This is a genomic window from Leisingera sp. CC-HEC096 (genome assembly GCF_059429235.1).
In genome coordinates, this window is the sequence record NZ_JCAIJS010000001.1 from 931,150 (window position 1) to 951,594 (window position 20,445).

Genomic DNA, 20,445 nt, shown 5'->3' on the forward strand with positions numbered 1-20,445 from the left:
CTGCGGGTCATGCCCATCCGTCATTTGCAATCAGGGCCTTCAGGCGGTCCTGATCATACTCAGTCTCCAGGCGTTTGGCCTCGGCTTCGGCAACATCAGCTGCCTCGCCTTCGGCTGAAAAGGGAGCTGCCTTGCGCCACTCGGCGAGATAGGCGTCCGCGTCCTTGGCGTTCACCTTCATGGCCGCACGGTCAATGGCCTGCTCGAACCGCTCTTCGAGCTGGCGCTTGGCGCCGCGGCGGCCTTTGCCAACGATGACCTGCGCGGGGATATCGCGCCAGTATACGATCGTAACGTCGGGCATGCCCTGATTTCCTCCTAGCCTGGATAGACCACGTTCTAGAGCGGCGGCGCTCGGCAAGTTGGTCGAATTTCGACAACACGATGGGATTGAGCGACGTTTTACTGCCGCGACCCTAGCTTTGTGCACTTTCGAATGCCACAGGCGGTTTTCGCCAAAATATTCATGTGGATTATGAAGAACCCGCTAGACGGCGGAAATTGCTCTGCTTCTGGCGGCCAGAGCTTGCACCGCCGCGGCTGCGCACCTATTGTCATTCTTAACACGATAATCGGAGGGCGTGAATCATGGCGCCCAGGCGCTCGAAAGGTGCGGGCGCGTTTCCCAAAGCGGTTGAAACCCCTGCACCGGCCCGTCCCGATCCTGATGCGCTTTATGCCGCTTTGGATTTGGGAACAAATAGCTGCCGCATGCTGATCGCCCAGCCCAAGGGCAGCGGTATTCATGTGGTGGACAGCTTCTCCAAGTCGGTGCAATTGGGCGCCGGGCTGGAGCGGACTGGACGGCTGTCGCGGTCTTCCATGGCGCGCACCATACAGGCGCTGCGGATTTGTCAGCAAAAACTCAAGCGCAACAGGGTCCGGCGGATGCGGCTGGTCGCGACTGAGGCCTGCCGCCGGGCGAAGAACGCCCGCGACTTTATCCGCCAGGTCAAGCGCGAGACCGGGTTGACGCTGGAAATCATCCAGCCGGAGGAAGAGGCACGGCTCGCCGTGATTTCCTGTGCGCCGCTGGTCTCCACGAAGACGGAGCAGCTGCTGGTGGTCGATATCGGCGGCGGCTCGACCGAACTGGTGTGGATTGACATCTCCTCAGTGCCGCGGCGCGACCGGCCCTCTGCTATCATGCGGCTGCACAACGGGTTCCACTCGACCGAGAGTCCCTTCCCCGCAGCGAAGGTTGTTGACTGGATTTCGGTGCCGCTGGGCGTCGCCACTTTGCGCGATCAGTTCAACGATGTGGAGGATGACGCCGCCCGCTTTGCGTTGATGAGCTGGTTCTTCGAGGAGAACCTGGCCGACTTTGCCCCCTACAAGGATGAGCAGGCGCGCGAAGGCTTCCAGATCGTCGGGACCTCCGGAACGGTCACAACCGTTGCGGCGTCTCATCTGGGACTCAAGCGGTATGACCGCACAAAGGTCGACGGATTGCGGATGACCAGCGATCAGATTGACAAGGTGATCCGGGGTTATCTAGAACTCGGCCCTCAGGGCCGCCGCCGCGACCCCCGCATCGGCGAGGACCGGCAGGCGCTGATCATGTCCGGATCCGCAATCCTGCAGGCGCTGCTGCGCTGCTGGCCGACCGACCGGCTGTCGGTTGCGGACCGCGGCCTGCGCGAGGGCCTGCTCTATGCGCAGATGAGTGCGGATGGCGTTCTGGAGGACGGCCCCTACTAGGCGGGGCCGGAAGAATTGGATTTTTCCGGGCCGGAGTTAAGCGAAATTCCGAACCCCGGCGCAAATGGTGGCGGAAATGGCTAAGACACCGACAGGTAAAAATACATCCGGTCGCGGACAACGCGACCTGAAGGTCAAGGTAAAGTCGGCACGCGGCCGCAAGCTCAGCTCAACCCGCTGGCTGCAGCGGCAGTTGAACGACCCTTATGTGAAACGCGCCCAGGCTGAGGGCTATCGCGGTCGAGCCGCCTATAAGATCATGGAGCTGGACGACAAATTCCGGTTCCTGGTCAATGGTGCCCGTGTTGTCGACCTAGGCTGCGCGCCCGGAGGCTGGGCGCAGGTTGCGGTGAAGCGCATCAATGCGCTGGGGGAGAAACCAGGCAAGGCCGTGGGCCGCATCATCGGAATCGACTTGCAGGAAGTGGAGCCGCTGGCCGGGGCCGAGTTCCACCAGCTCGACTTCATGGACGACGGCGCCGACGACAAGGTCAAGGAATGGCTGGGTGGCAAGGCGGATGTGGTGATGTCGGACATGGCGGCGGCCAGTTCCGGCCACAAGCAGACCGACCACTTGCGGATCATTTCGCTGTGCGAAACCGCGGCCTATTTTGCCTTTGACGTGCTGGAGGAAGGCGGCACATTTGTTGCCAAGGTTCTGGCCGGCGGCGCCGAAGGCGAGCTTCAGAAGCTGCTGAAGCAGAAGTTCACCAAGGTGATGAATATGAAGCCGCCCTCCTCCCGTTCGGACAGCTCCGAGAAATTTGTGGTCGCCACAGGGTTCCGCGGCTGAGCGGCCTCAGACTGGCCGGTTGTGCGGAGTTGTCAGCGACCGGCTTGCGAGGGTGCGCAACAGGATTGCCTCCTCGCCGTCGTCATCGGTCAGCCGCGAAACACGCAGCTTGCGGGTGACATGGCTGGCCATTTCCCGCTGGCGCATCAGTTCGAACAAGCGCATGCGGCGCAGTTTGTTTTGCAGTTTTGTCATAGTGCCCCCTTCTGGCCGCGCTTCATACTTGCAAGGTTAAAGGGGTTTTAAGCCGCAATCTGGGCTCAATTGAGGCAAAGGCGCCTTATTGTTGCGAAGCCGGAAACAGTTGCAGAAAAACCGCAACGATCAGATCCGCCCCATCCCGTTGGCCATATCGATCAGCGCTCCATTGAACTCTGCTCCCAAAATCAAAATCACGGAGTTCAGATAGAGAAAGATCATTGCCGCCATCGCCCCGGCGAGGCCAGCGTAGGTGGCGGAGTATTGAGCAAACGAGCTGACATAGATTGCAAAGCCGCTGCCGCAGGCCAGCCACAGCAACAATGTCAGTACCGCGCCTGGCAGGATCCGCCGCAGCCGGTGCACCCGGCCCGGCAGCAGAATGTGAAAGGCCAGCACCGCGCCGACCGGCAGCGCTAGGGCCAGAATACCGCTCAGCCCCTGTTCCCAGCCTTGCGGCACGCTGGCAAAGGGGAGCAATTTGGTGATGTGGCGAACATACAGCGGCAGGAATACCTCGAAAAATGCCACCGCAAGGATGCCCACTCCGCCCATGATCACCAGCCCGATGCACAATGCGCGCGCGCGCCAGAACGGCCTGGTATCAGTGTCATGATAGGCCTGCACCATGGCCACCCTCACCGCATCGACTCCATTGGACGCAAAATAGAGCGCGAACAGCCCGCCTAGGGTGACCAGCTGCGTGTTTGAGGTGCTCAGCACCGCTTTCAGTTCGGTCAGGATCGGCCGGGCCACGGCGTCCGGCCAGACGCTGAAAACCTGCTCGGTCATGAGGTCCATTTCCACCTCTTGCGACAGCATCTCAGCGACAGTGCCCGCCAGCGCAACCGTGAACAGAACAAATGGAAACAGCGCCAGCATCATCGACATCGCGATATGGCTGCTCATGACCCAGCCGTTCTTCCGGTCGAACCGGCGGGCGGCGGTCAATAACGCTGCGGGCCAGCGGCTCAGAGGGGGCAGGATCGGCATGGTTGCAAGGTTCCACAGCCACCGGCAAATATCCAGTAGCAATGGCCCTTTATGCGGTTTTACCGTTGCGTGTAGCATAACCGCCTATGGTGTGCAGACAGCGCGCATACTAGGTAAATGCAAAGGGCCAAAGCAGGGCTGCAGAATGTTCTGGTTTATTTTCAGCACGGGAGCGATTGCCGCAACTTGGACGGCGGCCGGACTGGCCGCTTTGAGCGCGGCCCGGACGGCCCGCACCCCGCAGGGGGCGATCGGCTGGGTAGTGTTCCTGCTGGCTGCGCCCGTTATCGCCCTGCCCGCTTACATGATCTTCGGCCATCACAGGTTCAAAAGCTACTGGAACGCCCGCCGCCGCGCGGAGCAGGCAGTGATTGCCACCCGGAACTACACCACCGCCCATTCAGAGGACGCGCAGGAACTGCCGGTCAACACCAGCCCGTTCGAAGCGATTGCTGGCATGAATGTATGCCGCGGCAACGGCATGACACTGCTGATCGACGGCCAGGAAACGTTCAACGCCATCCTTGAAGCGATTGAAAACGCTCAGGAATACATCCTTGTGCAATATTACATCCTGCACGCAGACGACCTTGGGCTCGCGCTGCAGAAACGTCTGATCGCCGCGGCAGAGCGCGGGGTGACCATTTGGCTGATGACTGACAGCATCGGCAGCCGCAAGCTGCCGCGCGCTTACACAAGCGCGCTCGAGGATGCCGGCGTCAATCTGATTGACCCGGCGGTGCAACGGGGGCCGTGGCACCGGCTGCGGATCAATTTCCGCAATCACCGGAAAACCGTCATCGTGGACGGGCGCATCGGTTTCACCGGCGGTTTGAACGTCGGCGACGAATACATGGGGCTGGACCCCGCCTTTGGTCCGTGGCGTGACACGCATGTGCGCCTCACCGGTCCCGTGGTTCAGCAGCTTCAGCTTTCGTTTGCAGAGGATTGGCACTGGCGCACCCAAGAGCCGGTTCTCGACTTGCTGAACTGGGAGGCTGCCGCTTCTCCACAGGACCGCCCGGCCCTGATTGCCTCCACCGGACCTGGCGACACCACTGGCAACGGCTCCATGCTGTATTTCTCTGCCATTTCTGCGGCGAAGGAGAAGGTGTGGCTGGCCTCGCCCTATTTCGTTCCGGATCAGGATGTCTTTGCTGCCTTGAAACACGCGGCCTTGCGCGGGCTTGATGTCCGTATTCTGCTGCCGGAAACCGCTGACCACGTGCTGCCGTGGCTTGCAGCCTTCGCCTATTTTGACGAGCTGCGCGACGCTGGCGTGCGCATATTGCGTTATCAGGGCGGTTTCATGCATCAGAAGTGTTTTGTCATTGATGACACGATCTCCGGCGTCGGAACTGCCAATCTCGACAACCGCTCCTTCCGGCTGAACTTTGAAACGATGGCGTTGTTCTTTGACCGCAAATCTGCCGAGGAAGTCTCGGACATGCTGAGCAAAGATTTCAGGCGCGCGACCGAGCTCAGCCTGGCGCTGGACCAGCAAAAGCTTAGCATCCGGCTGCTGGCTCCGGTGGCGCGTCTGCTGGCTCCGGTGCTTTAATCCTTGCCGTCATACGACTGGCCGTTCAGGGAAAAAAGCCTTCCCATTGCGCTGACCAGGAAGGCGGTGCTGATGCCAAAGCCGAACAAACCCGTCACGGCTGCAAAAGCCGCAAAGATCCGCAGTGCCGGCCCTAAAACCACATCGCCATAGCCCAGCGTGGTATAGGTCGCTAGCGAGAAATAAACCGAGGTGTTCCAATCCTCGATTGCACCAACCAGGACAAATGCTGAGGACCAGATCCAAACCTGCGCTGTGTGGCCGCCGAGAATGATGAAGATCGCCGCAACCAGCATCAGGCCGATCTGCCACCGCCGGTAGGGTTTGGTAAACCGGGACGACAGCTTGTTCAGCACCGACGCGCACCAGACCAGAACCAAAATCTCCAGGATCAGGCAGACGCTCAGATAGATCGAGCCCCAAAGCAACTGGTTCCACAGTGTCATTCCGGCCCTCGTATCCGTTGGTTGCTCAGCCCTTCCTGGCGGCCTGATTGGTTTCTGTTCCTAAACACTTGCATCAGGAACCGCTAGTGCCCTGGGCAGCAGCCCTGCTTTTGTGCCGCACTGGACTTCCAAGGGCCAGAGGTATTGAGTGCATTGGCAGCAATGGACGGCCAAACGCCGGAGGATGCCACAGGATGGTTCTGAAAATCCGCAACGTGACCAAGGCTTATCCCGGCCAAACCGCGGAAACCGCGGTACTGCGCGGTGTCTCCCTGGATCTGCCGGCGGGAACCAGCCTGGCCCTGACGGGTGACAGCGGTTCCGGCAAAAGCACCCTGCTGCACTTGGCCGGGGCTCTGGACCATTTCGACAGCGGCGAGATCGAGATTGGCGCTACACGACTTTCCGGCCTTGGAGATTACCAGCGCGCGGCACTGCGCAGGCAAGAGGTTGCTCTTGTTTTTCAGCAGTTTAACCTGATCCCTTCACTCACCGTCCGGCAGAACATTTCATTGCACGCGCGGCTTGGCGGCCGGTGGGACGCGATTTGGGGCCAGCAGCTGGCAGACCGCCTTGGCCTGTCCGCGCTGCTGGACCGCTATCCGGAGCAGCTTTCCGGCGGGCAGCAGCAGAGGGTTGCAATCGGGCGCGCTCTTGCTTTGCGACCCAAGCTGCTGTTGGCGGACGAACCGACCGGGAACCTGGATGAGACCGCTAGCGCCGCGGTAATGGAGCTGATGCTGGAGCTGGTCCGGGAAAGCGGTGCCGCGCTGTTTCTCGTCACTCATTCCGCGGCCATCGCACAGATGCTGGACCGACGGCTGCACCTCAAGCACGGCAAGGCCGCATGATCCGCGCCGCGCTGGCAGCGATCCTGTCCCACTGGCGGCGCCACCCGCTGCAGCTGGCGACACTGATAATCGGGCTGGCCTTGGCCACAGGTCTGTGGTCGGCGGTTCAGGCGATCAATGGCGAAGCGCGGGCCAGCTATGCACGGGCAGCGGAGCAGCTGGGCACCGCCGGGGCCGACCGGCTGGTCCCAGACAGCGGCAGCATTGCGCTGCGCCAGTATGCTGATCTTCGCCGCGCGGGTTGGGCCCTCGCGCCGGTGCTGGAGGGAACTGTCAGGTTCGGGCGGCAAAGCTTTGATATCATGGGTATTGATCTGCTTAGTCATCCGCTGGTCGCGGACCTGGCAACGGCTGCAGAACAGGACGGCGCGCTGCCATTGGACACATTGCTTCCGCCGGGTCGGGTCTTTGCGCACCCTGTTACCGCGGCGGAACTCACAGCCGCACAACAGAAACACCCGGTCACCCCGACGGACGCGCTGCCGCGCGGTATATTGGTCGCCGACCTGAGCCTTGCCAGCCGCTTGCTGAAGCAACCGGATACTTTGAGTTACCTGCTGGTGCTGCCGAACCAGGTTCCGGGCTTGGTTCCGCTGACAGAGCTCGCCCGGAACCTGTCCCGTGTTACCGCCCAAACCGCAGCGTCTGATACGGCACGGCTGACAGACAGTTTTCACCTCAACCTGACTGCCTTCGGCTTACTGTCCTTTGCGGTCGGTCTGTTCATAGTTCAGGGCACCATCACGCTTAGCCTGGAGCAGCGCCGGGGGTTGATCAGGACGCTGCGAGGGCTGGGTGTGCCGATGCAGGTGCTGGCCGGACTGTTTGCCGCGGAACTGGCGGTTGTTGCTTTGATCGCGGGCGCAGCGGGACTTGCTGGCGGCTATCTCATTGCGGCGGCGCTGCTGCCGGACGTCAATGCCACGCTGGCCGGGCTGTACGGCGCACCAGTCGACGGCAGCCTGTCCTTGCGGCCGGGCTGGGTTCTGTCCGGGCTCGCCATGGCGCTTGGCGGCACATTCCTCGCGGGGGCCAAGGCGCTTTTTGATATGTGGCGAATGCCGCTTCTGGCGGCACCAGCAACCCGCGCCCGCGGACAGCAGGCCGCCCGGTCGCATTTGCTGTCTGCCGGCGGAGGCGCTGCCTGCATTTTGGCTGGGTTCGCCACTCTTGCGACCTTCCAAGGACTTGTTGCCGGTTTTTTCTTCCTCGGTGGCTTGATGCTGGGCGCTGCGCTTGTTCTGCCGTTGCTGATTGCCGCCGGGCTCCGGCTGGGCGCGCGGCTGGCCCGGCGCCCCTATGCGGAATGGCTTTGGGCCGACACGCGTGCGCAACTTCCGGGCATGTCGCTCGCCCTGATGGCGCTTCTGCTGGCGCTAGCTACGAATATCGGCGTTGGAACAATGGTTTCCAGCTTCCGGCTCACTTTCTTGGGCTGGCTGGACCAACGCCTGTCAGCTGAAGTCTACGTGACCGCTGCAACAGACGCTCAAGGCGCGGAGCTTGCCCGCTGGCTTGAGGAGCAAGGCATCACTGTCCTGCCCATTCGCCGCAACGATCTTCGTTTCAAGGGCGCGCCTCTGCGGATCTATGGAGTGGTGGATGATGCGACCTACCGGGAGAACTGGCCGCTGCTGGAGGCGCTGCCGCAAGTTTGGGACCGGCTGGCTGCCGGAGAGGCAGTACTGGTGAATGAGCAGCTTGCCCGCCGTCATGACCTGGCACCTGGCGGGAGGATCAAGCTGGAGACCGGATGGGAGCTAACCATCGCCGGGGTCTATTCCGACTACGGCAACCCTAACGGCCAAGCCATTGTCGCACTGGACCAGCTGCTTGCCCGCACGCCCGGTGTTCCGAACCGGCAATTTGGCCTGCGTCTGCCGCCTGCGGAGGTTCCACAGCTTATCAGAAAGGTCCGGAAACAGTTTGAAATACCAAGGGAAAACATAATTGATCAGGCGAATCTCAAGGCGCGGTCGCTGGCAGTGTTCGACCGTACATTCGTCATAACCGCAGCGCTCAACCTGCTGACACTCGGGGTTGCCGCCTTTGCCATGCTGACCAGCCTGCTGACCTTGTGGAGCCAGCGCCTGCCGCAGCTTGCGCCGGTCTGGGCGATGGGGCTCAGCCGCCGGCAGCTGGCCGCAACCGAGGTTCTGCGCAGCCTCCTGCTTGCCGCGATCACCGCGGTGCTGGCGCTGCCTCTGGGGCTGATCCTGGCCTGGGCATTGCTTTCGGTGATCAACGTCGAAGCTTTTGGCTGGAAGCTGCCCATGCATGTTTTCCCGGGTGACTGGCTGCGGCTGTTCCTGCTGGCGCTGCTGGCTGCCGTGGTGGCCGCCGCCCTGCCCGCGCGACGCCTCAGTCGGCTGGATCCGGCCGAATTGCTCAAGGTGTTTGCCAATGAACGCTAGAACTGTCTTCGCGCTTGTTTTCACTGGTTGGGCCTCACCCGCGCTGCCGCAAGGCTACGCCGGGTTGGGCACCGAGGCTGAAGGTTTTGCCATTCCGCAGCGCGGCCACCAGCTGACTTTCCCTGACGATCACGGCCATCACCCTGATTTTCGAATTGAGTGGTGGTACTTGACCGCCAATCTTGAAGGCGCAGATGGCCGGGATTACGGCATCCAGTGGACGCTGTTCCGCTCGGCTCTGGCTCCAGGCGAAGGCATCGGCTGGCAGAGCCCGCAGATTTGGATGGCCCATGCGGCGGTGACCGGGCCGGATCAGCACCTGTTTGCCGAACGCATTGCCCGCGGCGGTATCGGCCAGGCAGGGGTCACAACGCAGCCATTTGCGGCCTGGATCGACAACTGGCAAATGTCATCCACCGGAAAATCTCTTGATAACCTGACGCTTACGGCCTCGGGCGAAACCTTCTCCTATGATCTTCAGCTCGCCGCGGACGGTCCTTTGGTGCATCATGGGGAGGATGGCTACTCCGTGAAGTCTGCCAGTGGTCAGGCGAGCTATTACTACTCCCAGCCGCATTACCAGGTCACTGGAACAGTGGCGCTTCCGGACGGTGCGGTTGAGGTCACGGGCCATGGGTGGCTCGACAGGGAATGGTCCAGCCAGCCGCTGGCCGAGGATCAAAGCGGCTGGGACTGGTTTTCGCTCAGCTTTGAGAGCGGTGCCAAACTGATGGGATTTGTCCTGCGGGGAGAAAGCGGCGACTTTACCTCCGGCACCTGGATTGCCGCCGACGGGACGGCTGAGCCGCTGGAACCGGGGGCCTTTCAGGCCGAGGCGCTGGAATCCAGCGACGTGCAGGGGCGCAGCATCCCGACGCGCTGGAGCGCGCGCCTGCCGGAGAAAGGTGTTTCCGTGGAAGTCCAAGCCCTTAATCCGCAAAGCTGGATGGGCACTTCGTTTTCGTATTGGGAGGGGCCGGTTTCTGTCACCGGCAGCCACACAGGCAAGGGCTATTTGGAGATGACCGGCTACGAATAAGGGCGCCCGAAGGCGCCCTTAAACTGATCAGCGTACCACAAAGACCGAACAATCAGAGTGCCGGATCACCCGGGCCGCATTAGGCCCGAGCAGGTAGTCCTTCAAGTCCGGCTTATGCGCGCCGATCACGATCAGCCCGCTGCCGGCGGTTTCCGCCACTTTCAGGATCTCCTGATAGGCCGTGCCGGTGGCGACCAGGTGGCGCACCTTGGCATTGCGCTCTTCGCCCAGCACTTTGCTGCACAGCTCCTGCAACCGCTTTGTGGCGTCCTCTACGGCCTTTTCGTGGTGGTGCTCTTCGAAAAAGCCGGACACCCAGGTTTCGCCAAAGTTCGGCAGGACGTTGACGACATCAAGCTGGGCGCCGTCAAGATCCGCCAGCCGGGCGGCCTCGGTCAGGACCTTCTCATCCAGGCCGCGGTCGCTCAGTTCCAGGGCACAAAGAACGGGTTTGCTCATGCCGGTACTCCTTCCTGTTCACCTGCACGTCCGCGCTGCAGAAACGCAATCAGCGCTACCAGCAGCAGCGCCGGGATGAACATCAGTTCCTTGGGCAGCTGGCTGGCCGGGGCCTGGATGGCGATGATCCGCACCGGTTCGTCGGCGTAGAAGTCAAAGCTCTCCAGATTCGGAGCAGCCGGAGTGCCGAACATCGGTTCCTCCAGTTTCACAGCGCCGTCCTCTTCCAGCAGCAGCAGCCCGTAGGCATCCACCGCCTGCTGGCCGCCGGTGCCGTCCGCCGTCACGATCATCGTAGTGCTCTTGATTTCGGACGTATCGAAATCAGGGCCTTCCACAGTGATCCGCAGCTCAGCTCCCGGCTCCGCTTCATCCAGTGCCTGTACCAGCTGCGCCGGCGGGACTTGGGCAAAGGGCGGCATAACGCGGTCCATGAAGAAGTCCGGCCGGAACAGCGCAAAGGCTGCAAAGATCAGCAGGATGCTTTCATAGATCCGGTTGCGGCTGACGAAGTAGCCCATGGTACCCGCGGTGAAGACCAAAATGGCGATGGTGGCTGATATGGCGACAAGGATCCCTTGTATCCAGTTCACATCGATCAGCAGGAGATCGGTGTTGAAGATGAACACGAACGGCAGCGCCACAGTCCGAAGGCTATAGAAGAATGCGGTGAACCCAGTGCGGATTGCATCGCCCCCCGATACAGCCGCCGCGGCAAAGCTGGCAAGCCCCACAGGCGGCGTCACATCGGCCATAATCCCGAAGTAAAACACAAACAGGTGCACAGCAATCAGCGGCACGATCAGGCCGGACTGAGCGCCCAGCTCGACCACGACACCGGCCATCAGCGAGCTGACGACGATGTAATTTGCCGTGGTCGGCAGCCCCATGCCCAGAACCAAGGACAAAAGGCCAACCATCACAAGCATCAGGATCAGGTTGCCGCCCGAGATGAACTCAACCAGCTCAGACATCACCTGCCCTACGCCGGTCAGAGTCACGGTGCCGACGATCACGCCCGCAGTCGCCGTCGCCAGCGCGATCCCGATCATGTTGCGCGCTCCGTCGATCAGCCCGTTCCAAAGATCTCCGACACCTTCCATGAAAGCATTGGCCATATCACTTTGACCCCGGAAAATCGCTTTAAGCGGTTTCTGGGTCAGCAGGATCACAAACAGCAGTGCCGTAGCCCAGAAGGCGGACAGGCCGGGCGACTTCTGCTCGATCATCAGGAAGTAGACCAGCACGATGATCGGCAGCAGGTAATGCAGACCAGCCTTATAGATCTCCGCCACCACCGGCAGCTCGACCTCTTCGGCGTTGGGATCATCCGGTACCAGGTCTTCAACGCCGGCGGCCAGCCACAGCAGTGCGATATATGCTACCACTACCAGTGCTGACAGCGTTAGCCCGGAGGCACCCGGCATTGCCGCGACGATCCACTTCACTGGATACTGCACGCCATAGCAAAGGGCTGCAAAGCCGGCAAAGAACAGCGCCATGCCGCCAATGGTGCGGCCCATGGACACCACGCGGTTGCCCAGCGTCGGCATGTTCCGCTTCACCGCCTCCAGATGCACGATGTAGACCAGCGCGATGTAGGAAATCGCGGCGGGCAGGAAGGCGTGGGTGATCACCTCGACATAGGAGATGCCGACGTATTCCACCATCAGGAAGGCCGCAGCCCCCATCACCGGCGGCATGATCTGCCCATTCACGGAGGAGGCCACTTCGACCGAACCGGCCTGCTCAGATGTAAAGCCCACACGCTTCATCAGCGGGATGGTGAAAGTGCCGGTGGTAACCACGTTGGCGATGGAGGAGCCGGAGATCAGACCGGTTGCCGCAGAGCCGACAACCGCCGCCTTTGCAGGTCCGCCGCGCAGGTGGCCGAGCGCGCCAAACGCCATCTTGATAAAGTAGTTGCCGGCACCCGCCTTATCCAGCAGCGCACCAAACAGCACAAACAGGAAGACAAACTTGGTGGAGACACCCAGAGCAATGCCGAACACGCCCTCAGACGTGATCCACATGTGGCTCATCGCTTTTTTCAGACTTGCGCCCTTCCACCGGATGACTTCGGGCACCCATTCAGAGGAGCCGAAGAAGACATAGAGCAGGAAAATCGTCGCAATGATTGCCATCGCCGGACCCAGCGCACGGCGGGCGGCCTCAAACAGCAAAAGCAGGCCCGCGAGCGCGAACCATTTGTCTACATCATCGGCAAGTCCGCCGGAGTCGACGATTTTCTGATAAAAGATATAGCCATACAGCGCGATGCCGGTGCCCGCGATGGCAAAGATCCAGTCCTGAACCGGAACATAACCTCGGGGGCTGGATTTCAATGCAGGATAAGCGGCGTAGGCCAGGAAGATGGCAAACGCCAGATGGATTTGCCGCGAATTATTGATCACGCTGCCAGGCAGCAGCTGATTGGCCAGTGGCGAGGCCAGAATGACTTGAAAAACCGACCAGATGACTGCGACAATCGCCAGGAATAGCCCCACGCTTCCCACCGGGTTGCGGGCGCCTGCGTCGGAGGACGCGACAAGTTCCTGCAGCTCTTCTTCGCTGAGCGGTCGATTTCCCTGAGCATCGGATGTCATGGATAATCTCCCTTAGGGCCGGCGCAGTGCGGCTCGGCCTCAAATTTCCTCCCCCGACCAGGGGGCAGAAACGGGGCGCTGATGCGCCCCGTCCCAATTCTCTGGCTGATTACTCGATCCAGCCCTTTTCCTTGTAGTACTTGGCTGCGCCGGGATGCAGCGGAGCCGACAGGCCGTCCGCGATCATCTCTTCCGGCTTCAGGTTCGCGAATGCCGGGTGCAGCTTCTGGAACGCCTCGAAGTTTTCGAAGACCGAGCTGACAACCGCGTAAACCGCATCTTCAGACACGTCTGCCGAGGTCACGAAGGTCGCGCCCACACCAAAGGTGCTCACGTCCTCGTCAGTACCGCGGTACATGCCGCCGGGGATGGTGGCGGTTCGGTAGAAAGAGTTGTCGCCAACCAGTTTCTCAACCGCTTCGCCATCGACGGTGACCAGAACCGAGTCACAGGCAGTGGTGGCTTCCTGAATGGAGCCGGACGGGTGGCCGACGGTGTAGATCATCGCGTCGATCTGGTTGTCGCACAGCGCCGCCGACTGCTCTGCCGCCTTCAGCTCGGTCGCCAGGGCGAAATCCTCCATGCCCCAGCCCTTGGCTTCCATCAGCACTTCCATGGTGCCGCGCTGGCCGGAGCCAGGGTTGCCGATGTTGACGCGCTTACCCTTGAGGTCATCAAAGGTGGAAATGCCGGCATCAGCGCGGGCCACCACGGTGAACGGTTCTGGATGTACCGAGAATACGGCGCGCAGGCCTTCAAACGGCCCCGCTTCCTCAAACTTGGAGGAGCCGTTGTAGGCGTGGTACTGCCAATCCGACTGGGCCACGCCGAATTGCAGCTCGCCCTCGCGGATGGTGTTGATGTTGTAGACCGAGCCGCCGGTGGATTCGACGGCGCATTTGAAGCCATGCTCCTTGCGGCCCTTGTTCACCAGACGGCAAATGGCACCGCCGGTCGGGTAATACACGCCGGTCACGCCGCCAGTGCCGATGGTGATGAATTCCTGCGCAGATGCTGCCGGAGCCAAAAAGGCCGCGGTCACCAAAGCACCGATCGCCAGCTTGGTGTGTTTCATGATCAAGTCTCTCCCACTTGTCTTATGATTTGCAGCCCGGCCCGGAAATTAGCGAAAGCGGTATTATGCTCCACGCACGGCCAGAGAATTTGGCCCCCAAGCTAGGCAAGTGCGGATTTTTTTGCACGTCAACAAAGGTTTCACCGGGACCCGCCCAAGTCAAGGGTGCTATCTATTGACGCACCCCCTAAAACCGCATTTTTTCTCTGTCATGACGACAGTTAGGTAAATTTCCCCGTCCGCTTTGGAAGGTTTCGCGGTACCGGCATGCAAAGAATTTAATTGCAAGGGGAATCTGCAGCCGGGCGATTCTTGCATTGCGGAAAATGTGCTTGGGCTACCGCCTGCGGGGCTGCGTCCAACACAGCTTTTTATGCTGATTTGCGGGCGGCAGAGAATTGCCCTGGTGACAAATGAGGCGGATGGCGCTAACAAGCGTCACGCAAAAATTGATCCGCGGTTCAAGAACCGAAACTGCGGGCACAAAGACAGGGAGCTTGCGGCAATGCTGCTGAGCCAGGTGATTCAAGACAACCCGTCATTGACGGATTTCTGGGCATTGGAACGCTGCGTTTCCGCCGAAGCCCGCAAGATCCCGCCGGAGGCCAGCGCGCCCCTGACATGTGATGTGGAGCCGGAGTTTCGCTGCACACCGCGCAAATGGGACATTATCCTTGCGGCGGCCCACAATCGCGGCCTGCGGGCGCGTCAAGCCTGATTTCAATTCAGCCAGCACCCTGGGGAAAATTGACCCCGCCAGCCTGATGGCCCGCGGGGTCAGTTCGTTTACTCTGCCGGTCTTGCTTCAGGTGTGCCTTTGACGCGTTCGCGCATGGCCTGCATCATCGCATACAGCACCGGTACAACAATCACCCCGACCACCGTCGCTGCCAGCATCCCGCCAAAGACGGCAATACCGATCGCACGCTGGCTGGCGGCCCCAGCGCCAGAGGCGAGCATCAGCGGCACGACCCCCAGCAAGAAGGACAGCGCCGTCATCATCACGGCGCGGAACCGCTGCTTTGCGGCCTCTTGCGCGGCCTCGCGGATGCTCAGGCCAGCCGCGCGCTGCTCCATCGCAAATTCGACGATGAGGATCGCGTTCTTTGACGCCAGGCCGATCAGCATGATCATCCCGATCTGGGTGTAGAGGTTGATGTCATTGCCTGCGATAGCCACCGCCGCGACAGCGCCGAACAAGGCAACGATAACGGACAGCAGGATTGCCACCGGCATAGTCCAGCTTTCGTACTGCGCCACAAGGAACAGGTAGCCGAAAAGCACCGCCATCGCCAGGATCACCGTGACCAGCCCCGCCGAGTCCAGCTGCTGCTGCGCTGTGCCGGTCCACTCAAAGGCGTACCCCGGCGGCAGTGCCGTTGCGGCCTCTTCCTGCATCACCCGGATGGCATCGCCGGTAGACAACCCGGGTGCGGGCACTGCCGTCACAGTGGCAGAACGGAAGATATTGTGCCGCTTGAGCAGCACTGGCCCCAGCACGTTCTCCACGTCGATCAGGGTCGACAGCGGCACCATCTCGCCGGACTGAGCCCGCACATAAAGGCCACCGATGTCCTCTATTTTGTCGCGATAGGTGCCCTCGGCCTGAAGCATCACCTTGTAGACGCGGCCAAACAGGTTGAAGTCGTTGACATAGTAAGAGCCCAGATGCGCCTGCATGGTCTGGAAGACCTCGGCGATCGGCACGTTCAGCGTCTTGGCCTTCTCCCGGTCCAGATCGACAAACACCTGCGGCACGTTGGCCCGGAAGGTGGTATAGGACTGGGCGATCTCAGGCCGCTGGTTGGCGGAATAGACCAGTGAGCCGATCGACTGCGCCAGATCCTGCGGTGTGCCGCCTGCAGTCTGCTGCACCGCCATTTCAACACCCGCTGACATGCCAAGGCCGGAGATTGGCGGCGGGTTGAACGCGACAATGCTGGCTGCCGCCTCGGCGTTAGCGATGCCGTAGATCTGGCCGAGGATGGCGTTGGGTTGCAGTGCTTCGCTCTGCCGCTCGTCCCAAGGGGCCAGATTGGCAATGATCATCGCGCCATTTGCGCTGGCACCATTCAGCAGGCTGAAACCGTTGACCAGCACGGTGCCCTGAACGCCGGGGATCTGACGGATCTGCTCGTCAATCCGGCTTGTCACCGCCTCCGTGCGCCCCAAGGCGGCCGCATCAGGGAGCTGAACATCGACAAAAAGATAGCCGTTGTCCTCCGACGGCAGGAACCCCTTGGAGGTCGAGTTGAAAATGCCGCCTGCCCCGAGAGCTACAGCCGCGATGATGGCCAAACCGATCACCGGCAGCCGCAGCAGGCGCGTAACGATGCTCAGGTAGCCGCTGCGCACACCGCCGATCATGTTCTCAAACATTGCCAGCAGCCCCTTGGGCGGGCCAGAGCGGGGCTTCAGAACGATGGCGCAAAGCGCTGGCGACAGCGTTAGCGCGTTGATTGAGGAGATCACCACCGCAACCGAAATGGTCACGGCAAATTGGGAATAAAGCTTGCCTGTTATCCCGGGCATGAAGGTGACCGGCACAAACACCGCCAGCAGCACCAGTGTGGTCGCGATAACCGGACCGGTGATCTGCCCCATTGCCTTGCGGGTCGCCTCAGCCGGGGGCAGCCCCTCCTCGGCGATGATCCGCTCGACGTTCTCGACCACCACGATGGCATCATCGACCACGATACCGATCGCCAGCACAAGCGCGAACAGTGAGATAGTGTTGAGCGACATGCCGAGCGCCAGAAGGAAGGCGAATGTGCCGATCAGCGACACCGGAATGGCCACGGCTGGAATGATGGTCGCCCGGAAAGAGCCCAAGAAAACGAACACCACCGAAATCACCAGTACAAAAGTCATCATCAGGGTGGAGATGACGTCATTCAGCGATTGCTCGACAAAATCCGTGGTGTTGAACGGGACTGAGTAGGACACGTCCTCAGGAAAGTCCTGCGACAGCCTCTCCATTTCCTCCAGTACCGCTTCCGACACTGCTAGCGCATTGGCGCCAGGAGCCTGGTAGACGGCCAGGATGGTGGCCGGAACGCCATCGTAAAAGCCCGACGCGCTGTAGTTGGAAGCCCCCAGTTCCACCCGCGCGATATCGCTTAGCCGCACGGTGCTGCCGCCATTGCCGGTTCGTATCACGATTTCCTCGAATTCGCTGACTTCGGTCAGCCGGCCCTTGGACTTGATGGTATACTGGAATATCTGGTCGCCGGGCACCGGCGGTGCGCCCACCTGCCCCGCCGAGACCTCGATATTCTGCTCGCGCACCGCGTTGATCACGTCGCCGGGTGAAATGCTCAGGCCTGCCATCTTGTTCGGGTCCAGCCAGACACGCATGGCGTACTCGAAGTTGGTCAGGATGTCCGCCTTGCCGACGCCAGCCACCCGCGCCAGCGCATCCTTGATGTTAATTGCGGCGTAGTTCGACAGGAACACGCTGTCATATGACCCATTCGGCGAGGTGAGCGCGGCCACCAGCAGCATGTTGGACGAGCTTTTTTGCGTCACCACGCCATTGGCGGTAACCTCGGCCGGCAGTGCGGCGACCGCTTGCGCCACACGGTTCTGAACATTGACCGAGGCAATGTCCGGATCAGTGCCCACCTCAAAGGTAACAGACAGTGAATAGCTGCCGTTGTCGGCAGAGGTGGAGGACATATAGAGCATCCCGTCCACCCCGTTGACCTGCGCCTCGATTGGCGCGGCGACGCTTTTTTCAACCGTTTCCGCATTGGCGCCAGGATAGCTGGCGGTAACGTTCACCACCGGAGGCGTGATTTCGGGGAACTGTGCCACGGGCAGCGCGAAATAGCCGATGACCCCCATGACGGTCAGAACCAGAGAGATGACAATCGCGAACTTGGGCCGCGAGATAAAGAGTGAGGAAAACATCGCTTACTCTCCAGCCTGCGCGGCTTGCACCGGATCCACCTCAACGCCGGGGCGGATTTTTTGAAGTCCTTGGACCACCACGGTTTCGCCTTGGGTCAGCCCGTCCAGAACCACGATGCCGGTCCCCTGCACGTCACCGGTCACGATGTAACGCTGCTGAACCTGGTTCTGATCATCTACGACCAATACAAACGGCCCCTGCTGATCGCGCTGGATCGCCGCCTGACTGATAATGATCCGGTCGATTGCCTCCTGCGACTGCAGGCCAACGGTCAGAAAAGCGCCGTCCAGGATCAAGCGGTGATCGTTTTCGAACTTCGCCCGTACGGTGACAGCCCCGGTGTCAGGGTCAACGCGATTGCCGGCAAACGCGATCCGGCCCTTTTCCTCCAGCTCCTCTCCATTGGGGAGCACAACGAACACTTCCGGTGCGGTTTCGGTATTTGCACGGTCGCGGCCGTTGGCCTCAAGCTCCTGAAGGATTTCGACAAACTGTTTTTCATTCAGCGAGAAGGAAACATAGACCGGTGCCTCACGCACGATATTGACCAAGGGCGAGCCGCTAGGGCTCACCACATCGCCAATGCTGACCTCGACCCGGCCGAGGCGGCCTGAAAACGGCGCGTTGACCTCAGTGTAACTCAGGTCCAGCTCCGCTTGCTGAATGGCAGCCTGGGCGGCACGCACCCCGGCCTCCGCCACCAGCTCATTGGCACGGGCAGTGTCGCGGTCCGCTTCAGAGACCGATCCGCGCTCGAACAGTTCCTGTTTCCGGGCCAGATCCAGAGCGGCCAGTTCAAGGTTAGCCTCGGCCTGCGCCAGCTCGGCCCGGCGGCTTTCCAGCACCGCCTCATAGGCGCTGCGCTCGATACGGAACAGCAAGTCCCCCTGCTCCACTTCGGCGCCGTCCTCGACCAGCACCTCCTCCAGATAACCGCTGACGCGGGCCATGATGTCGGCCTTGTCGATCGCTTCGCCGCGGCCGATGAAGGTCGCAGTGTCCTTGATCGGCTTGATAGCAGCCTGCGCAACCGAAACTTTCGGCGCCGCGCCCTGCTGGGCGGTTGCAGGCCCCGCAAGCATCAGACTTGCCGCTGCAATCATCGCAAGACCGGTGCCTCCGGACAGGCCTGCAGTCCTAAATCGTGCCATGCTGTGCCCCTTCGAATTTTGATTGTGAACTAGGAATTGATGCGCCGGCGGCTGTGATGGCCGTCGTTGCGGTAACGAAATTTACTCCATTCAATAATTTGCTAACCTTATCTGCAAGAGCCGTCTTGCACCTCACGCGCTTTCTCTCATCGCGTGGTCCAGCCGCGAGGGCTGCCCAAACGGTTTCATCTGCGTGCAGCGCCGCACCATCTGCGGGAGTTGGGAACCGCATGCGGCGGCGAAGTGTTATCTTATCGGATGCCTGACCAGAAACCCGCCGGGGCGGGTCCGCTTGATAGCGGAGGGCCAACCGCTATTTGGTTCCACGAACGCAGGCAGGCCAGGAAGCCAGGAGGAAAGAATGCGTTGGAGAGGCCGCCGGGGAAGCAGCAATATCGAGGACCGCCGTGGCCGGAGGCTGTCGGGAAGAACCGCCGGGATCGGAGGCGCCGGTGCCATCCTGATCGTGGTCGTAGGGGCATTTCTGGGCGTCGACCTCACACCGCTCTTGCAAGGCACCGCACCGCAAAGCCGCCAATCCGCGCCGGTCACCGAAGCGGATCAGGCCGCCGCAGAGTTTGTCAGCGTGGCACTGGCCGACACTGAAGACGTTTGGGCCGCGATCTTTGAACAGCAGCTTGGCCGTGCTTACGATCCAGCCGTGCTGGTTCTCTATAAGGGCGTGACGCAATCGCCCTGCGGCGGGGCCTCTGGTGCGACCGGCCCTTTCTACTGCCCGCTGGACGAGAAGGTCTATCTCGACACCGCTTTTTTCACCACCCTGAGCCAGCGGCTCGGCGCGAGCGGCGATTTTGCGGCTGCCTATGTCGTCGCGCATGAGGTTGCGCATCATGTCCAAAATGAGCTTGGTATCCTGAGCCAGACGCAGCGTATCCGCGCCCAGGTCAGCGAGGTCGAATCCAACGCGATTTCCGTGCGCACCGAACTGCAGGCAGATTGCTTCTCCGGCATCTGGGCCCGCTTTGCCCGGGATCAGCTGGGCACGCTGGAGCCCGGTGACATCGGCGAAGCGATGAATGCGGCTAAACAGATCGGCGATGACACGCTGCAGCGCAACGCGGGCCGGGTGCCGCAGCCGCATACTTTCTCGCACGGCACCAGCGCCCAGCGGCAGGCATGGTTTGCGCGGGGATATGAGACCGGGGATATCAGCGCCTGCGACACCTTCTCAGCCAATTCGCTTTGATTCGAAGATTCCGGTTCATTGAATTCTCCTGGTGTTGG

The 20,445-nt window shown here is 61.2% G+C and carries 17 protein-coding genes; 8 read left to right on the forward strand and 9 right to left on the reverse strand.

Features of this window, described 5'->3' with window-relative positions; translation table 11 throughout:
* Positions 1–7 precede the first annotated feature (7 nt).
* A complete protein-coding gene (locus AC5STI_RS04605; RefSeq protein WP_039182980.1) occupies positions 8–304 on the reverse strand; it encodes a virulence factor in 297 nt (98 codons plus the stop codon).
* Between the two features lie 284 nt (positions 305–588).
* Here AC5STI_RS04605 and AC5STI_RS04610 point away from each other — a divergent pair, with 284 nt between their 5' ends.
* Positions 589–1,701 carry a Ppx/GppA phosphatase family protein gene (locus tag AC5STI_RS04610; protein ID WP_475052031.1) on the forward strand — a complete coding sequence of 371 codons (1,113 nt, stop codon included), beginning with the start codon at positions 589–591 and terminating at the stop codon, positions 1,699–1,701.
* A 76-nt stretch (positions 1,702–1,777) separates the two neighbouring features.
* Positions 1,778–2,494, forward strand: coding sequence for an RlmE family RNA methyltransferase (locus AC5STI_RS04615; protein WP_027237657.1), 717 nt, complete (start codon positions 1,778–1,780; stop codon positions 2,492–2,494).
* 6 nt (positions 2,495–2,500) lie between these two features.
* On the opposite strand, the gene AC5STI_RS04620 is transcribed toward AC5STI_RS04615, so the two are convergent.
* A complete protein-coding gene (locus AC5STI_RS04620) occupies positions 2,501–2,689 on the reverse strand; it encodes a hypothetical protein (protein ID WP_475052033.1) in 189 nt (62 codons plus the stop codon).
* A gap of 129 nt (positions 2,690–2,818) precedes the next feature.
* Positions 2,819–3,685, reverse strand: a complete 867-nt coding sequence (locus tag AC5STI_RS04625) for a YihY/virulence factor BrkB family protein (protein WP_475052034.1) — start codon at positions 3,683–3,685, stop codon at positions 2,819–2,821.
* A 145-nt stretch (positions 3,686–3,830) separates the two neighbouring features.
* Between AC5STI_RS04625 and cls the strand changes: the two genes are divergently transcribed.
* A complete protein-coding gene (gene cls / locus AC5STI_RS04630; protein WP_495445761.1) occupies positions 3,831–5,246 on the forward strand; it encodes a cardiolipin synthase in 1,416 nt (471 codons plus the stop codon).
* Here cls and AC5STI_RS04635 read toward each other — a convergent pair.
* The gene (locus AC5STI_RS04635) at positions 5,243–5,692 is read right to left on the reverse strand and encodes an ion channel (protein WP_495445762.1); all 450 of its coding nucleotides are present in this window, start codon (positions 5,690–5,692) and stop codon (positions 5,243–5,245) included. The genes cls and AC5STI_RS04635 overlap by 4 nt on opposite strands.
* Positions 5,693–5,886: 194 nt before the next feature.
* Here AC5STI_RS04635 and AC5STI_RS04640 point away from each other — a divergent pair, with 194 nt between their 5' ends.
* Genes AC5STI_RS04640 through AC5STI_RS04650 form a run of 3 tightly spaced genes read left to right on the forward strand, consistent with a single transcriptional unit; the run spans position 5,887 to position 9,996 of the window.
* Complete coding sequence (locus AC5STI_RS04640; RefSeq protein WP_495445763.1) at positions 5,887–6,543, forward strand: ABC transporter ATP-binding protein; 657 nt, start codon at positions 5,887–5,889, stop codon at positions 6,541–6,543.
* Positions 6,540–8,957 carry an FtsX-like permease family protein gene (locus tag AC5STI_RS04645; protein WP_495445764.1) on the forward strand — a complete coding sequence of 806 codons (2,418 nt, stop codon included), beginning with the start codon at positions 6,540–6,542 and terminating at the stop codon, positions 8,955–8,957. The genes AC5STI_RS04640 and AC5STI_RS04645 overlap by 4 nt, the downstream gene beginning before the upstream one ends.
* Positions 8,947–9,996, forward strand: a complete 1,050-nt coding sequence (locus AC5STI_RS04650; RefSeq protein WP_495445765.1) for a lipocalin-like domain-containing protein — start codon at positions 8,947–8,949, stop codon at positions 9,994–9,996. Before AC5STI_RS04645 ends, AC5STI_RS04650 begins: the two co-directional genes overlap by 11 nt.
* Positions 9,997–10,023: 27 nt before the next feature.
* Here the strand turns inward: AC5STI_RS04650 and AC5STI_RS04655 are convergent, their stop codons facing one another.
* From AC5STI_RS04655 to AC5STI_RS04665, 3 genes are all read right to left on the reverse strand, one after another.
* Positions 10,024–10,455: a universal stress protein gene (locus AC5STI_RS04655; protein WP_495445766.1), complete on the reverse strand. Its 432-nt coding sequence runs from the start codon at positions 10,453–10,455 to the stop codon at positions 10,024–10,026.
* Positions 10,452–13,061 (reverse strand): TRAP transporter permease, encoded by a 2,610-nt coding sequence (locus tag AC5STI_RS04660; RefSeq protein WP_495445767.1) that lies wholly within the window; start codon positions 13,059–13,061, stop codon positions 10,452–10,454. The genes AC5STI_RS04655 and AC5STI_RS04660 overlap by 4 nt, the downstream gene beginning before the upstream one ends.
* A 109-nt stretch (positions 13,062–13,170) precedes the next feature.
* Complete coding sequence (locus tag AC5STI_RS04665; protein WP_495445768.1) at positions 13,171–14,136, reverse strand: TAXI family TRAP transporter solute-binding subunit; 966 nt, start codon at positions 14,134–14,136, stop codon at positions 13,171–13,173.
* Between the two features lie 244 nt (positions 14,137–14,380).
* Between AC5STI_RS04665 and AC5STI_RS04670 the strand changes: the two genes are divergently transcribed.
* Positions 14,381–14,854 (forward strand): hypothetical protein, encoded by a 474-nt coding sequence (locus AC5STI_RS04670; protein WP_495445770.1) that lies wholly within the window; start codon positions 14,381–14,383, stop codon positions 14,852–14,854.
* A gap of 68 nt (positions 14,855–14,922) precedes the next feature.
* On the opposite strand, the gene AC5STI_RS04675 is transcribed toward AC5STI_RS04670, so the two are convergent.
* Positions 14,923–18,048 carry an efflux RND transporter permease subunit gene (locus tag AC5STI_RS04675; RefSeq protein WP_495445771.1) on the reverse strand — a complete coding sequence of 1,042 codons (3,126 nt, stop codon included), beginning with the start codon at positions 18,046–18,048 and terminating at the stop codon, positions 14,923–14,925.
* 3 nt (positions 18,049–18,051) lie between these two features.
* The gene (locus tag AC5STI_RS04680) at positions 18,052–19,200 is read right to left on the reverse strand and encodes an efflux RND transporter periplasmic adaptor subunit (RefSeq protein ID WP_495445772.1); all 1,149 of its coding nucleotides are present in this window, start codon (positions 19,198–19,200) and stop codon (positions 18,052–18,054) included.
* 361 nt (positions 19,201–19,561) lie between these two features.
* Between AC5STI_RS04680 and ypfJ the strand changes: the two genes are divergently transcribed.
* Positions 19,562–20,407 (forward strand): KPN_02809 family neutral zinc metallopeptidase, encoded by an 846-nt coding sequence (gene ypfJ, locus AC5STI_RS04685; RefSeq protein WP_495445773.1) that lies wholly within the window; start codon positions 19,562–19,564, stop codon positions 20,405–20,407.
* The last annotated feature ends 38 nt before the right edge of the window (positions 20,408–20,445 follow it).

Excerpts from the sequence above, each read along its gene's own strand:
- cls (WP_495445761.1), top strand. The coding sequence starts at position 3,831 with ATGTTCTGGTTTATTTTCAGCACGGGAGCGATTGCCGCAACTTGGACG.
- AC5STI_RS04665 (WP_495445768.1), bottom strand. The coding sequence starts at position 14,136 with ATGAAACACACCAAGCTGGCGATCGGTGCTTTGGTGACCGCGGCCTTT.
- AC5STI_RS04605 (WP_039182980.1), bottom strand. The coding sequence starts at position 304 with ATGCCCGACGTTACGATCGTATACTGGCGCGATATCCCCGCGCAGGTC.
- AC5STI_RS04660 (WP_495445767.1), bottom strand. The coding sequence starts at position 13,061 with ATGACATCCGATGCTCAGGGAAATCGACCGCTCAGCGAAGAAGAGCTG.
- AC5STI_RS04615 (WP_027237657.1), top strand. The coding sequence starts at position 1,778 with ATGGCTAAGACACCGACAGGTAAAAATACATCCGGTCGCGGACAACGC.
- AC5STI_RS04620 (WP_475052033.1), bottom strand. The coding sequence starts at position 2,689 with ATGACAAAACTGCAAAACAAACTGCGCCGCATGCGCTTGTTCGAACTG.
- AC5STI_RS04645 (WP_495445764.1), top strand. The coding sequence starts at position 6,540 with ATGATCCGCGCCGCGCTGGCAGCGATCCTGTCCCACTGGCGGCGCCAC.
- ypfJ (WP_495445773.1), top strand. The coding sequence starts at position 19,562 with ATGCGTTGGAGAGGCCGCCGGGGAAGCAGCAATATCGAGGACCGCCGT.
- AC5STI_RS04675 (WP_495445771.1), bottom strand. The coding sequence starts at position 18,048 with ATGTTTTCCTCACTCTTTATCTCGCGGCCCAAGTTCGCGATTGTCATC.
- AC5STI_RS04640 (WP_495445763.1), top strand. The coding sequence starts at position 5,887 with ATGGTTCTGAAAATCCGCAACGTGACCAAGGCTTATCCCGGCCAAACC.
- AC5STI_RS04625 (WP_475052034.1), bottom strand. The coding sequence starts at position 3,685 with ATGCCGATCCTGCCCCCTCTGAGCCGCTGGCCCGCAGCGTTATTGACC.
- AC5STI_RS04610 (WP_475052031.1), top strand. The coding sequence starts at position 589 with ATGGCGCCCAGGCGCTCGAAAGGTGCGGGCGCGTTTCCCAAAGCGGTT.
- AC5STI_RS04680 (WP_495445772.1), bottom strand. The coding sequence starts at position 19,200 with ATGGCACGATTTAGGACTGCAGGCCTGTCCGGAGGCACCGGTCTTGCG.
- AC5STI_RS04650 (WP_495445765.1), top strand. The coding sequence starts at position 8,947 with ATGAACGCTAGAACTGTCTTCGCGCTTGTTTTCACTGGTTGGGCCTCA.
- AC5STI_RS04635 (WP_495445762.1), bottom strand. The coding sequence starts at position 5,692 with ATGACACTGTGGAACCAGTTGCTTTGGGGCTCGATCTATCTGAGCGTC.
- AC5STI_RS04655 (WP_495445766.1), bottom strand. The coding sequence starts at position 10,455 with ATGAGCAAACCCGTTCTTTGTGCCCTGGAACTGAGCGACCGCGGCCTG.